At 66.1% G+C, this 14125-nt stretch carries 13 protein-coding genes; 11 read left to right on the top strand and 2 right to left on the bottom strand.

Annotated elements, in window-relative coordinates; genetic code table 11:
- Nucleotides 1–36 precede the first annotated feature (36 nt).
- The 7 genes from Q8T13_00755 to Q8T13_00725 all read left to right on the top strand — a co-directional run bounded on the left by Q8T13_00755 (nt 37) and on the right by Q8T13_00725 (nt 7749).
- Entirely contained in the window at nt 37–1500 is a 1464-nt protein-coding gene (locus Q8T13_00755) for an aldehyde dehydrogenase family protein (GenBank protein MDP3716281.1), read from the top strand.
- A gap of 328 nt (nt 1501–1828) precedes the next feature.
- The gene (gene neuC, locus Q8T13_00750) at nt 1829–2986 is read left to right on the top strand and encodes a UDP-N-acetylglucosamine 2-epimerase (protein ID MDP3716280.1); all 1158 of its coding nucleotides are present in this window, start codon (nt 1829–1831) and stop codon (nt 2984–2986) included.
- Nucleotides 2983–3693, top strand: a complete 711-nt coding sequence (locus Q8T13_00745; GenBank protein ID MDP3716279.1) for an acylneuraminate cytidylyltransferase family protein — start codon at nt 2983–2985, stop codon at nt 3691–3693. The genes neuC and Q8T13_00745 overlap by 4 nt, the downstream gene beginning before the upstream one ends.
- Nucleotides 3694–3731: 38 nt before the next feature.
- Nucleotides 3732–4379, top strand: a complete 648-nt coding sequence (locus Q8T13_00740; GenBank protein ID MDP3716278.1) for a winged helix-turn-helix transcriptional regulator — start codon at nt 3732–3734, stop codon at nt 4377–4379.
- 17 nt (nt 4380–4396) lie between these two features.
- Entirely contained in the window at nt 4397–5371 is a 975-nt protein-coding gene (locus Q8T13_00735) for an SDR family NAD(P)-dependent oxidoreductase (protein MDP3716277.1), read from the top strand.
- Nucleotides 5372–6313: an NAD-dependent epimerase/dehydratase gene (locus Q8T13_00730; protein MDP3716276.1), complete on the top strand. Its 942-nt coding sequence runs from the start codon at nt 5372–5374 to the stop codon at nt 6311–6313.
- Entirely contained in the window at nt 6310–7749 is a 1440-nt protein-coding gene (locus Q8T13_00725) for an FAD-dependent oxidoreductase (protein MDP3716275.1), read from the top strand. The genes Q8T13_00730 and Q8T13_00725 overlap by 4 nt, the downstream gene beginning before the upstream one ends.
- 41 nt (nt 7750–7790) lie before the next feature.
- Here Q8T13_00725 and Q8T13_00720 read toward each other — a convergent pair whose 3' ends face one another.
- Entirely contained in the window at nt 7791–9170 is a 1380-nt protein-coding gene (locus Q8T13_00720; protein ID MDP3716274.1) for a glycosyltransferase family 39 protein, read from the bottom strand.
- Nucleotides 9171–9197: 27 nt separating this feature from the next.
- Nucleotides 9198–10376 carry a glycosyltransferase gene (locus Q8T13_00715; protein MDP3716273.1) on the bottom strand — a complete coding sequence of 393 codons (1179 nt, stop codon included), beginning with the start codon at nt 10374–10376 and terminating at the stop codon, nt 9198–9200.
- Between the two features lie 50 nt (nt 10377–10426).
- On the opposite strand from Q8T13_00715, the gene Q8T13_00710 reads away from it, so the two are divergent.
- From Q8T13_00710 to Q8T13_00695, 4 genes are read left to right on the top strand one after another with little or no spacing between them, the layout of a single operon-like run.
- Nucleotides 10427–12505, top strand: a complete 2079-nt coding sequence (locus tag Q8T13_00710; protein MDP3716272.1) for a hypothetical protein — start codon at nt 10427–10429, stop codon at nt 12503–12505.
- Nucleotides 12506–12534: 29 nt separating this feature from the next.
- Nucleotides 12535–13569, top strand: a complete 1035-nt coding sequence (locus Q8T13_00705; GenBank protein MDP3716271.1) for a hypothetical protein — start codon at nt 12535–12537, stop codon at nt 13567–13569.
- A complete protein-coding gene (locus Q8T13_00700) occupies nt 13566–13961 on the top strand; it encodes an SxtJ family membrane protein (GenBank protein ID MDP3716270.1) in 396 nt (131 codons plus the stop codon). Before Q8T13_00705 ends, Q8T13_00700 begins: the two co-directional genes overlap by 4 nt.
- A gap of 2 nt (nt 13962–13963) precedes the next feature.
- On the top strand, nt 13964–14122 hold the full coding sequence (locus Q8T13_00695) for a DUF5989 family protein (protein ID MDP3716269.1): 159 nt from the start codon (nt 13964–13966) through the stop codon (nt 14120–14122).
- The last annotated feature ends 3 nt before the right edge of the window (nt 14123–14125 follow it).

Here is a 14125-nt window from a genome sequence, read left to right as displayed (position 1 = left end):
ACTACCAACTTTCAACTCTTCAACTTTCAACTGACAGTGTCTTACCCCTCCTTCGTCCCTCACTGGATTGCCGACGCCGAAGTGCCGTCGATGGGCGGCGCCACATTCGACAAGCGCTGTCCGATAGACGATCGCCTGGTCGCCCAGGTGGCGCGTGGCGGTGCGGCTGAAGTCGCGCACGCGCTGTCAGCGGCGGCTGGCGCCGCCGACGCGTGGGCGCAGGTGCCGGCGCCTCGCCGGGGCGCCATTCTCGGTCGCGCGGCGCAGTTGCTGCGTGAGCGTGAGCGCAAGTTCGGCGAGATTATCCAGGCCGAGACCGGCAAGCCGTGGAAGAACGCCATTGCCGAAGTGGCTTCGTCCGCAGACCTGGCGTTGTTCATGGAGGGCGAGGGTAGCCGGTTCTACGGCAAGACCATGCCGAGCCCGATCCTGAATCGCACGGTGCAGACCGTGCGATCGCCGATCGGCATTTGCGCCGGGATCATGCCGTTCAACAGCCCGCTGGCCGGCATTGCCTGGAAGGCGTTCCCGGCCCTGCTCTGTGGTAACGCCGTCGTCGCCAAGTCGCACGAGCTCACGCCCTACACGGCGGTGGCGTTTGGCCGCCTGCTCAAGGATGCCGGCCTCCCGGTTGGCCTCTACGCGGCGGTGCAGGGATACGGGCCAGACGCGGGCGCGCCGCTGGTGCAGGACGATCGCGTTGGCGTGGTCAGCTTCACCGGCTCGTCTGCGACCGGCAAGCTGATCCAGAAGATGGTCAGCGAGCGCGCCGTGCTCGCCAAGGTCTGCCTCGAGCTTGGTGGCAAGAACCCGTTTGTCGTTTGTGACGATGCGGACCTGGAAGCGGCGGCGGAGTTGGCGGTAGCATCGGCGTTTGTGGATGCGGGGCAGCGGTGCGCATCGGGCAGCCGCCTGATCGTGTTCGACCGCGTCTACGACGCCTTCCGCAAGGCTCTGCTGGAGCGGGTGGCGCGCGTGCGCGTGGGCTCGGGTCCCGATGATGAGTGCGGGCCGGTGATTTCGCGCGCCAGCCTGGATCGGCTGGTGGGGCAGGTCGCGGGCGCGGTGTCGCGCGGGGCCACGCTGCTGGCCGGTGGCAGTGCCGTCACCGCCCTGGCGCCCGGCTACTACATGGCGCCCACGGTCCTGGAAGGTGCGGCGATGAACGATGAAGTCTCGCAGCACGAGCTGTTTGGGCCGGTCACGTGCCTGTATCGCTGCCGCGACTTCGACGAAGCCGTGCAACTGGCGAATGGCACGAGCTACGGCCTGACCGGCACGATTCACACCGCGAGCCACCATCGTGCGCAGGCGTTCGTTGCCCGCTATCGAGGCGGCCTGGTGTCGGTCAATGGCGCCACGTTCGGCGCCGGGCCGCACATGCCGTTTGGCGGCGTCAAGAATTCCGGCAACGGCTTCCGCGAGCCCGGCACTGAATCCCTCGACGTCTACACGGAGTTGAAGACCGTCGTGATCAATCACGACCCGGGACGATTGTGAATCTCGCAAAGCCCCCCATGCGGTCACCTCGCGCGCGCATCAAACGTACAGCCACCGATTTGCACCGATTCACGCAGATTAGCCGAGGGCCCGCGGACGCCGCTCAAACCAGGGCGTCCGGCCACGAGGCAGCGGAACCGGATTCGAGAGCGGCACTGATATCCCGCGGCCTGCTCTCGAATCCGGCTCCGCTGCCTCGTGGCGGCGGCCTTTGGCCGCCTCGCGGGCCCGTTGTCGAAGGCGGAGCGCGCCTGGTTCTCAATCGGCGTCTAATCGGTGTCGAATCTGTGGCTGTGTTTGTCCGGCAGATGGCCGGGGAGCGGTGGTGATGAAGCGCAAGGTCTGCTTTCCGATCACCAACCGCGCCTACTACGGCCGCAGCCAGATGCTGCTGCGCAAGCTGCAGGCACACCCCGGCATCGACCTCAAGCTGATGCTGGGCGGATCGATCCTGCTCGACAAGTACAGCCGGCACATTGCCGACGACATCGCCGCGGGTGGCTTTGACATTGCCTCGTCTTTGTTCAACGTGATCGAGGGCGGCAACCACGTGGCCATGGCCAAGACCGCCTGCCTGACCGCGCTGGAGTTCACCAACGAGCTGTACACCGCGAACCCTGATCTGGTCGTCATTTGCGGCGATCGTTTCGAGCAGCTGGCCATAGCCATGGCCGCGGCGTACCTGAACATCACCATCGCGCACATCGAGGGCGGCGACGTCACCGGCAGCATCGACGAGAGCGTTCGTCACGCCATCACCAAACTGGCCCACCTGCACTTCGTCACCAACGCCGACGCCGAGCGCCGGGTGCTGGCGATGGGCGAGGATCCCCAGTACGTCTTCAATACCGGTTCGCTCGACGTCGAACTGGCGGCGGCGGTGGACACCGCGATTACCAGTGACGAGGTCAACCGCTTCGGCGTCGGCTACCCGATTGATGTCGAGCAACCGTTCCTGATGGTGGTGCAGCACCCGGTCACCACCGAGGCCGACAACCGGCTGCACCTGGAAACAACGTTGCGGGCGGTGGCGGCGCTGGACCTTCCCGCCATCTGGTTCTGGCCCAATGCGGACGCGGGCACCGGCGAGATGGCCGACAGCCTGCGCCACATGCGCGAGCGCCACGCCGAGCTCACCGCCAGGATGCACTTCATCACCAACGTGCCGGCCGATCGGTTCGTGGCCCTGCTCGCCAACGCCGCCTGCCTGGTCGGCAACTCCTCGGCGGGCATTAAGGAGTGTTCGTACCTCGGCACGCCGGTGGTCAACATTGGCGGCCGTCAGCACGGGCGCCTGGCGGGCGAACACGTGACGCACGTCGCCTACGACGCCACCGAGATCGCCGCTGCCGTGGCGGCGCAGCTCGCGCACGGCCCGTATCCGTCCTCCAACCTGTACTACCGTTCCAACACCAGCGACACCGTGGTTGATATCCTCGCCTCGGCCAAGCTCTACACCCAGAAACGTTTCTTCGACGGCGCGTGAAGGTTCTCGGCATCATCACGGCGCGCGGCGGGTCCAAGGGCGTTCCCGGGAAGAACCTGAAATTGTTGGCCGGCAAACCGCTGCTTGCTTACACCGTCGAGGCGGGGCGGGCGTGCGCCGCGCTCGACCGGGTGATCCTGTCCACCGAGGACGCCGCCATCGCGGACATGGCCAGGTCGCTCGGTTGCGAAGTGCCGTTCATCCGTCCGGCGGAGCTGTCGCGCGACGATACCCCGCATTTGCCCGTGGTTCAGCATGCGGCGACCTGGATGCGTGATCATGCGGGCTACACGCCTGACGCGGTGATGGTGCTGCAGCCGACCTCGCCCCTGCGGACCAGCGCCGACATCGCGGCGGCGATCGCGCTACTTGCGTCGTCTGGCGCCGATTCGGTGCTGAGCGTTAGCGAGGTCCCTGGACACAGCCATCCCTCGCGAACGTTGCGGCTCGCGGCCAACGGTGAGGCGGTGCTGTTTGCGACCGGCGAACCGGTGCGAAAGCGCATCAATCGCCGCCAGGATCTGCCGGAAGCCTGGGTCATGAACGGCGCGATCTACCTCGTCCGCACCGGCGTGTTGCTCGGCGCCGACCCCAGCCTGTACGGCGACCGCGTCGTCGCTTACCGCATGCCGGCCGAGCGGTCGATCAGCATTGATGACATGGACGACTGGGCCGCCGCCGAACGCGCGCTGATCCCTGATCCCTGATCCCTGATCCCTGATCCCTGATCCCTGATCCCTGAACAATGGACGTCGAAACCCACCGCGACCTACGGCTGCTCGAAGCAGTCCATGAGGACGGGCGCGTCACGCAGCGCGGGCTGGCCAGCAAGCTGGGCATCGCCCTCGGCCTGGCCAACGTGTATCTCAAGCGCATGGTTCACAAGGGCTTCATCAAGGTCGTGAACGTGCAGCCCAACCGGATCACCTACCTGGTAACGCCGCGCGGCATTGCCGAGAAGGCGCGGCTGACCTACGAGTTCATGGACTACTCGCTGCACCTCTACGGCGAGGTGCGCCAGCACCTGCGCACTGCGCTGCAGGACTGCGCTGAAGCCGGCAAGCGCGTGGCGATCTGCGGCAGTGGCGAGGCCGCCGAACTGGCCTACCTGTCGTTGAAGGAATCCGGGCTCGAGCCGGTCGCCGTGTTCGACCACGAGGGCCAGCACGAGTTCCTGGGCATGCCGGTGCTGCCCATTACCGAACACGGCACGGTCGAGTTCGACTTGATCATCGTTGCGACGCTCGATCGCTCTGGCCGCCAGCTCCAGGGGTTGCTCGACGTTGGGGTGGCTCGCGAAAAGCTGTTTCCGCTGCGCCAGGAGCCGGTGCCCCCACCGGCGAAGCGCAGGCCCGTCTCCGTCCGTGCGCGTGCCACCAACGGCAAGCACTAGCTCAGAGGACCTCTGTCATGGCATTGAAGAACAAGCGAATCTGCATCACCGGCGGCGCCGGCTTCATCGGCTCCCACCTGGTGTCGTTGCTGGTGGACGACAACGAGATCGTTGTCTACGACAACCTGCACCGCAACGCGCTGCAGTTCGCGCACCTCTCCGAACACAAGCACCTGCACTTCATCCAGGGTGACGTGCTCGACTACGAGGCCACGCGCCAGGCTATTGATGGCTGCCAGATCGTCATTCACTGCGCGGCCATCGCCGGCGTCTACACCGTGGATCGCAGCGCCGTGCGGACGATGGAGGTCAACCTGCTCGGCACCCACCAGGTGGTGAAGGCGGCGCTCGCCACCGGCGTGGAGCGCTTCGTCGAGTTCTCGACCAGCGAGGTCTACGGCGCGTTCATCCACAAGGGCAAGGAAGACGACTTCACGCCGATCGGGCCGATTGGCGAGAGCCGCTGGGTGTATGCCGCCAGCAAGCTGGCGTCCGAGCACCTGTCGTACGCGCACTATCGCGAAGACGGCCTGCCGCTGTCGATCATCCGCCCGTTCAACGTCTACGGTCCGCGCCAGGTTGGTGACGGCGCGATCCGCGGCATCACGCTGCAGGCGCTGCGCAACCTGCCGATCACGCTCTTCAACGACGGCACCCAGATTCGCTCGTGGTGCTTCGTGTCCGACTTTGTCGATGGCGTCCTGCGTTGCACCGAGAACCCCGCCGCGATCGGTCAAGCCTTCAACATTGGCAACCCGCAAGGCACCGCGACCAACTTCGAGCTCGCTAACCTGATCATTCGTCTGACCAACTCGAAGTCGGAGATCGTGTTCAAGCCGCATCCGGGTCCCGAAGTCGACCTCCGCGTGCCGTCGATCGAGAAAGCCATGTCGCTGCTCGGCTTCAAGCCGACGGTCTCGCTCGAAGCCGGCGTGGCCCAGGCCATTGCCTGGTACCGCGAGAACTACGACGCGGTCAGCGGCAAGAAATAATTGAAACTCCTTCTCACCGGCGCGTCGGGCTTCATTGGCCATAACGTGCTCCTGCGCGCGCCGCGCGAGTGGGAAATCGTGGCGGTCTATCACCGCACGTCCGGCTTGGAGCAGTTCGTGGCGGCGAAAGGCCTGGCCAATGTGCAGGTTGAGCGCTGTGATCTGCTGGATGCCGACGACGTCAAGGCGCTGGCGAGTCGCATCGGCCGGCCCGACGCGATGTTGTATCTGGCGGCCAACGGCGACCCGGCGGCATCGGCCGAGCGGCCGCGCTGGGACCTGGACTCCAACACTGCGGCGTTTGTGACCACACTCGAACACTGCCCGTCAGGTCACGTCGTCTACGTTTCGTCGGGTGCGGTCTACGACGGGCTGAGCGGCGCCGTGACCCCGGCGACGCCGGTGTCGCCCATGCTGCCCTACGCCATCTCGAAGCTGGCGTCCGAGCAGTACCTGCGGTTCTTCGCCGAGCGCCGCCAGTCGGTCTCGAGCTACGTCAACGTGCGGTTCTTCGGCGCGTATGGCCCCTACGAGGCGCCCCGGAAGATCACGACCAAGTGGCTGTCGGCGATTCGCGACGGCCAGCGCGAATGCGTGGTGCGCGGTAACGGCCAGAACCTGATCGACTTCATGTATGTCGACGATGCGGTTGAGGGCTTCCTGTCGCTGGTCAAGGCCGCCGGCACGCGAGCCACTGTCGACTTCGCGTCCGGCACTCCCGTCAGCGTCAACGAGGTCGTTCGCATGATGGCCCGGGTCGCGGGCGTCGAGGTGTCGATCCGGCACGAAGGCGCGGTCGCGGAATACATCGTGTTTCGGTCGGCGGACACCACCATGCGCGACACCTTCGGCTTTGTGCCTCGGGTGTCATTTGAAAGCGGATTGCAGCGCCTCCAAGCCTTTCTTGCGGGTGGCCCGGCAGTAGACGTGAGGCGAGGATGAGCGGAAAGCAGCGAGTGGTGATCTTGGGAGCGGGCCCGGCCGGCATTACGGCGGCCTGGCGCCTGGCGCAACTGGGCTACCCGGTGACGGTGCTCGAGCGTGACGATGCCGTCGGCGGCATGGCGCGAACCATCAACGTCGGCAAGTACGCCGTCGATTTCGGGCCGCACACCTTCCATATTCGCGAGACCGACGAAAGCCGCCAGGTGCTGGCCGCAATCAAGCACTTCTTCGGCGACGACCCGCTAATCCTCACGCGCGGCACCCGCGTGCTGTTGCGGGGCAAGGAATACGTCTACCCGCTCGAAATGCTGCAGGTGTTGACCGGCGTGTCGCCGTTCCTGTCGGCGCGGATCATCTTCGACTACCTGGTGGCGACGCTGAAGTCGGCGTTCGCGCCGGCCAAGAAGGAAGACTCGTTCGAGGAGTGGGGCGTCCGCAACCTCGGCCGGACGCTCTATGACTTGTGCTTCGGCATCTACTCCGCGCGCGTGTGGGGCCTACCGACCTCGCAGATTTCGTCGAAGCAGGCGCAGCGCGTTGCCAAGCTGAACCTCAAGAACATCATCCTGCGGACGCTCGGCATCAAGGCGGATCCGGCGACCTACTTCACGAAGTACATGTACCCGCGCAAGGGCATCAGCCTGTTGTATGACGGCATGGCCGCCGAAGTGCGCGCCGCCGGTAGTGTGATCAAGCTGCAGGCCCCGGCCGTCCGCCTCGAGCGATCCGGGGATCGTGTGACGCGCGTTGCCTACACCGAGGGCGGCCAGGACAAGACCATCGACTGCGACATCCTGCTGTCGACGCTGCCGCTGCCGGCGCTGGTCTCGATGATGTCGCCGGCGCTGCCGCCCGCGGTCGCGTCGCACGCCGCCAAGCTGAAGTACCGCAGCCTGAAGCTGATCTACATCGTCCTCAAGCGCGCGCGGATGACCGACTATCACTGGGTCTACCTGCTGGACGAGCAGTTCCGGGTCAACCGGCTCTCGGAGCAGAAGAACGTCAGCGCCGAGATGGTCCCGCCCGACTCGACGGTGCTCTGCATCGAGTTGTCGCTCTGGAAAGACGAGCCGTTATGGCAGGCGAGCGACGCCGAGATTTTCGAGCTCGCGCTGCGCGACCTGATGAAGATGGGCTACGGCGTGACGCCGGAAGAAGTGCTCGAATACCACGTCACCGACATCCCGACGGCGTACCCGGTCTACGAGCTGAATTTCGAGGACCACCTGATCCCCGTGCTCGACGGCGTGCACGAGGTGTCGAACCTGTTGACGCTCGGCCGCCACGGACTGTTCCTCAACAACAGCATGGATGACAACGTGCTGCTGGGCATGCAGATCGCCGACCACATCAACCGTCCCGAAGGCGCCGACAGCCGCGCCTGGAAGACGGAGATGCTGGCGTTCATGAATCTCCGGTTCCAGGGCAAGTGAAAGGCAACCACGAAGAACCGCAGGTCACGAAGGCAGGTATTTCAAAGGCTAGTCTTCGTGGTCTTCGTGTGCTTCGTGGTTAACCCGATCGCCGCCAGCGCCAACACGACGGGTTTCACCGGCAGCGATTGCCGGGCTTCGCACAATAGCGGCAGATGAACCCCCGTCACATAGACGATCGGCAGCGTCAGCATCACCGCTTCGAGCCATCGCCCACCTCGGGCCAGTACGACGGCGCCCCAGGCCGCAACCAGCAGCAGCACCACTTGAATCAGCCAGATCCCTCGAATCACCAGCCACGGCATGGCATTGATGTCGTCATGGCGAATGGGGATCTCGGCCGCCCACAGAATGAAGAGGCCCCGAGTGATGCGGCGCTGGACGTGGCCGATGGGGTCGGCGCGCATGTGGATCAGCGCGTAGCGAAGGTACTCGCTGTCGGCCGCGACGCGCGCGCGGACGCGCTCCATCGGGTCCGTCGGGGTGTCCCAGATCAGGCGAACGTCGCGCCACTCGTTGACGTACTGCAGCATGGGGCCGGGCGGCAGGCCGGTGTCGGCGGCCTTCGCCTCGACCAGGCGGTTCAGTTCCTGGCGGTCGGCGGTCGTTTCGGCCAGCGTGGTCAGCTCCGCCTGGGTGCGGCCGGGCCAATGGCCTTGCCACGAGCCTTCCCAGAGTCCCCGGCCAACGCCGCCGGCCGGCGACAGGGTGAACCGCCCGAGATTGACATAGTTGTACGTGAACCAGGGCAGCAGCGTCAGGCCTGCGGTCAGCGTGAGCACAGCCCATCCCTTGAGCCGCGGCGCCGTCCGTTGGGTGCGAACGAGAACCGGAACGGCCAGCGCGAAGAAGAACGGCATCAACACGAAGGCCGGCCGGATGATCGTGGTCGCACTGAGCAGCATGCCAGCGAGCGCGAAGTCGCGGAGCGCGCCACCTTGGGCCGCGCGGATGAGGATCATCATGGCCGTCGTGGCGACCAAGGCGGTCCAGAGTTCGGTGACCACGAGGGCGCCGAAATAAGGCATGGGCGAGTAGAGCGCCGTCAGCATCGCGGCCAGCACCGCGGCCTCCGGATTCCACACGCGCTTCACCAACGCAAACACCAGCAGGCAAATCGCCGCGAACACAAAAGCCTGGGCCACGGCTACCGCGGTGTTGTTGCCGACGCCGAACACCTTGTAGATCACGGCGACAAAAGCGGGGTAGCCCGGCGTCCGGATGACCTCCGGCGTGAAGGTCTCGGTCCCCGCGTAGCGCGTGAACTGACCGGTGGTGGCGAGGCCTTCGCCAAGCCGCTGGTAACCGCGCTGGTCGCTCCAATTGACCATCGCTTGTCGATCGGGCGCCTGGTAGACGATGTACAGGGCCGCGTGGATGAGGGCAATCGCGCAAATCGCGAGCAGGGCAGGGCGTTTCACGCTCGACGACATTCTAATCGAGGGCACTCAGGCCCGGCCCGCGTGGAGTTGTTGGTAAAGCGTATCGATGTCGTTGGTGAGGCGCGTGATGTCGTAGCGCGCCAGGACATGGGCCCGGGCGGCATCGCCCATGCGGCGTCGCTGTTCGGGATCTGCAAAAAGGCGCTCAACTGCTGCGGCGAGCGCGTGCGGATCGTCGAGGGGGACCTTGATGCCCATCGAGGAACTGGCGATCACGTCGCCGACGCCGCCGACATCCGTCGAGACCCCCGGGACGCCGGTCGCCATGGCTTCGATCAGCGCCACCGGCGTGCCTTCGTTGCGCGAGGTCAGCGCAAAGACGTCGGTCGCTGCGTAGATGGTGGGCAGGTCGCGGCGCCAGCCCAGGAAGCGCACGTTAGCGGTGATGCCCAGCCTGGCCGCTTGCGCTTCCAGATCCGCGCGCAGTTCGCCGTCGCCGGCCAGCAACACCACGAGGTTGGGGTGGCCACTCGCGACCAGGTGAGCGGCATCGAGCAGCAGGCCGTAGTTCTTGATGGCGGTCAGCCGGCCGACCGTGGCCAGCACCGGCGCATCAACGGCAATCTGCAGTTCGGCGCGTGCGCGCTGACGCGCCGCGGTGTCCACGGCCGCAAAGGCCGCCAGTTCGAAGCCAAGCGGGACGACGTGGTATTGCCCGGGTCGTCCGATGCGATACGTGTCCAGCAGGTCGGCGCGAATCGCCGGCGAGATGGCAACGATGGCGTCGGTGAACCTGGCCATCAGCCGCTCCAGGCCAATGAACACGCCGGTGACCACGCGGCTGAAATAGCCCTCGAGCACATGCCCGTGATACGTGTGCACGACGCAGGTCTTCGGCGCCTCGCCGCGCGTCAGGTTATAGGCGAACGCCGCCAGGCGGCCGAGCAGTCCGGCCTTGGCCATGTGCGTGTGGACCAGCGTCGGCCTGAACGTGCGCATGGTCGCATAGAGCGTGCGCAGGGTCCGCAAGTCGTCGAGGGGCGCGATGGCGCGCTGCAGCGTGGCCACGAATTGCAGGTTGGCATCCGGTGCCGCCAGGTATCGCATGTCGCCTTCGCCCTCGCCCAGCCGGCCGTGGAGCAGGGTGGTGGTGGCGCCACGCGCGGCCAGTCGCGACGTCAGGGCCAGTGCCTGGATCGACGGGCCGCCGATGTTGAGGCGTGTGATCACGCGAAGAATGCGCATGCGGTCGGTGGTTCACTCTACCATCCCGTCACCGCGCGAGCGTGGACCGCGTGCTGACCGCCGCCTGGTCACTGCTGGCCGCAGTCGCCTTGCTATGGCCCGGCCGCGTGCTGGGAATCTTCGATGGCGCGCCGTTGTCGGGCGCCGCGGAAGCGATCGTGATCGGCCTGCTGGTGCCGGCGCTGTGGTGGTTCGACCGGCGGTTTCTCGAGACCTGGCCGGCGCGGGCGGCCATCGTCGCGCTGCTGGTGTTGAAAGTCTCCGGATTGATGCTGACGCCCCAGGGCTTGTGCGCGCGGTTCTCGACCGCGGCGCCGTTCACCGGCGAGATTGCCACCATCGGCATCAACGAACCGCTGGGCATCCTGCGCAGTTGGGACGTGCGCGCCGACTGGCGCGACGACTCCCCGGCCTGCACCGCCATCGTCGATCGCTCGTATCGCGCGGCGGCGGAGTTTCCCGCGTGGTGGGTTAACTTGATGGACTTCATCCATCCAGGGCGGCCTGACCTCGCGCTCGAGCTGAGCGGCCAGGTTCGCGTCAACGAGCCGGGAACGTTCTCCCTGGCCGCCGCAGATGGCATGACGATCACCGGCGCCGTGGGCCAGCAGCCGGTGACGGCCGCTCCGGGCGAAACGCTCTCGGTGCCGCTGGCGGCCGGCGTCCATGGCGTGGCGCTGCAGGCAACGCTGACGGGCGACCAGTGGTCGCTGATGCCGCTCTGGAACGGCGCCGATGCGTGGTCGTCGGCGACGTTCACGACCGGGACGCCGGGAGCGCTCGATCGTGCCGCCGGTCTCATTGGCGCACTGACCAGCGTGCTGGTGATCGGCCTGGTGATCGGGTGGATCGCGTTCGCGCTTCGCTGGTTGCAGTCCGAGCGACTGTTGCTCCTGTGGGTAATGGCATCCGTCGTGGTGTTCGCGTGGCTCGGCACCGAACCGCGGATCGAGCGGTTTGCCGGCGCGGCGCTGGTGGCGGCCCTCGCGGTGCCGGTGAGCCTGCGCTGGAGGAACCTGCGCGGCGCCTTCCTCCTGGTCGGGGTGCCGTGGCTGGCCTTTTTCGCCGCGCACAGCTTCGCCGACATCGGCCGCTTCACTGCCTACTCTGGCGATGACTGGCTGGCATACCAGGTGGCCGGCTATCGCATTTTCATGCACGGCTACTGGCTCGAGGGCGGCAGCCTGGCGTTTGATTACCAGCCGCTCTATCGCTGGGTCACCGGCAGCCTGCACTTGATCTTCGGCGACTCGAGCGTGGGCGAGACCTACCTCGACGCCGCCTGTTTGCTCTCGGGCGGCCTCCTGGCGTTCCACCTCGCGAAGGCTCGCGCCGGCTACCGTGCAGGCCTTGCCGCCGCGGTCGCGACCCTGGCGACTTTTACCATCGGCACCATCTGGTACTTCCCTGGACGGGGGCTCTCGGAGATCGTCGCGGCCGGCTTCTCGTTCCTCGCAGCGTTCTTCCTGCTGCGGGCGCGCCTCGGCCGTTGGTCGTCGTTATTGGCCGGGGCCGCCATGGCGGTGTTGATGTTCTACACCCGGCTCAATCACCTGATCTTCGCGGCGTCGCTGGTCGTCCTGCTGCTGCCGCTGCGCGTGTCGTCGATCCCCTCGGCCGTGATGGCCGCGCTCGCGCGCGCCCGTGTGCGGCTGGCCCTGGCCTACGGCAGCCTGGTGGCCGCAGGTGTCGCGCTGTTCATGTTGCGGACGTGGTGGTACACCGGCGTCTTCAGCCTCTTCTATGGCACCAGCCTGAAGAACAACGACACCGGCTTGCGCCTGCAGACCGTGGTGTCGGAGGACGTCTGGGCGCGCATCGCGCACAGTCTGGCGTCGCTGGTCTGGGTCAACGAGCCACCGCAACCCGACATTCGCGCCGCTTTTGTCGTCACGGGCGTCGCCGCCGCCGTGCTGGCGGTGTTGCAGGCACCGGTGCTGAAGGGCCTGCCGGTGGTGATCGTGCTGCTGATTGCCGGCACCATGGCGAGCGGCCTCTTCGTGCACACGCACAACTATCCCGGCCGCATGTCGATCACGCTGGCGCCACCGGCCGCGGCCGCCGCGGTGATCGCGGCGGTATGGATGGGGCGCGCGTGGCGGCGCCAAAGGACGCCGGAAGCCCTGTGACCCGCCGCAAACGTGTACTGTTTGCGGTCGTGGCGATCGCGATCGCGTCGCTACTGACGGGCGGCGCCCTGCTGGCCGTGGATGTCGTCATGCACAGCCGGTTCGAGAAATCGGCCGGCTACAACCTGTGGGGCTATCGCGGTCCTGGCTTACCGGCGAAGCGCCCCGGCGAAGTGCGGCTTGCGATGCTTGGCGGCAGCACAGCGTTTGGCTACGGTGTCACCTGGGAACAGGCGATCCCTGCCGTGCTCGAAAGCGAATTGCGCAAGCGTCCCGGCCTGCCGCCGGTGACCGTTGCCAACCTTGCGTACAACAACGAGGGCGCTTACTCGTTCCGCTACACGCTCGAAGACTACCTCTGGCTCAACTACGACGTGGTGCTCCTCTACGAGGGATACAACGACGTGCCCTTTAATCCACCCGACGCCAACACGCAGGTGTTCCGGCACGAATCGCCAATCTACCGGCTGACCGGCTACCTGCCGATCTTTCCCATGGTGTTTCGAGAGAAGGCGGCGGCGCTCCTGAACAACGGTGCGCCGAGTGAGGCCTACGCCTACGACAAGAAAACGGTGTTCCGGCCCGGCGTGACCGCCAGGGGAGCGGCGGGCTTGTTGAACGCCGCTGCCGGCGCGGGTCAGGCCCTCGAACAGCAGCTGCAAGGCTTGTCGGATTCGCCGCCGCGGTCTGTCCCCGACGATGCCGAAACCGGCTGTGAGCATCCGTGGGCGCCCTACTGCCGTTCGCAATTGGTGGCGATCGAGTTTGCGCTGTCACGGGGCAAGCACGTGGTGGCAGTCGGGCAACCGTTCTTTCCGCCCAACAACAAGCGCAGCGCGCGTCACCTGCACCAGCAGGCCGAGCTCGAAAAAATGCTGCAACGCAAGTTCGCTGATGAGCGCCGCGTGAAATACGTGGCGATGGGGACGACCGTTGACCTGGCCAACAACGATCACTCGTTTGACGAGATGCACTTGACGGTCGACGGCAATCGCATGGTGGCGGCGGCGCTGGCCGGTACAGTGGCCGAGGTCGTGGCTGAGGCGGGGCAGGCCCGGCAATGAAGGCTAAAGGCCCGGCGAATCCAGAACGTGCTTTCGGGCTCTCGGTCGGCACGGTCCTGATGCTGATCGCAGCGTTCGCGTTGTGGCGCCAGCGCATGCTCGCCGCCCAGATTCTGAGCGCCGTTGGCGCCGTTCTGGTGGTACTTGGCTACCTGCGGCCGGCGTTGCTGTACTGGCCGAGCAAGGCGTGGTGGCGCATGGCCATCGCGCTTGGCCACATCAACGCGCGGGTCATTCTGACCGTCGCATTCACCCTCGTCTTCGTGCCACTCAGTTTGACGTGGCGGTTGATCGGCCGCGACCCGCTCGGCCGTCGCCGTTCGAGTTGGCAGGGGTGGCAGGCGTACCCGCCTCGCTACCGCGATCGGAATCACTACTTGAGGATGTATTAACCATGGCAAAAAGCCGCGTACTCAAAGAGTTCTGGCAGTTCCTGATGGCCGAGAAGAAATACTGGCTGCTGCCGATCGTGATCGTCTTCGTGCTGTTCGGCATGCTGATCGTCTTCTCGCAGACGAGCGCCGTTGCCCCGTTCATCTACACCTTGTTCTAGTTC

This window comes from Acidobacteriota bacterium (genome assembly GCA_030697165.1).
GTDB lineage: Bacteria > Acidobacteriota > Vicinamibacteria > Vicinamibacterales > UBA2999 > 12-FULL-67-14b.
Note: the sequence above shows the minus strand (reverse complement) of the source record. Positions and strands in the feature narration are given on the sequence as shown.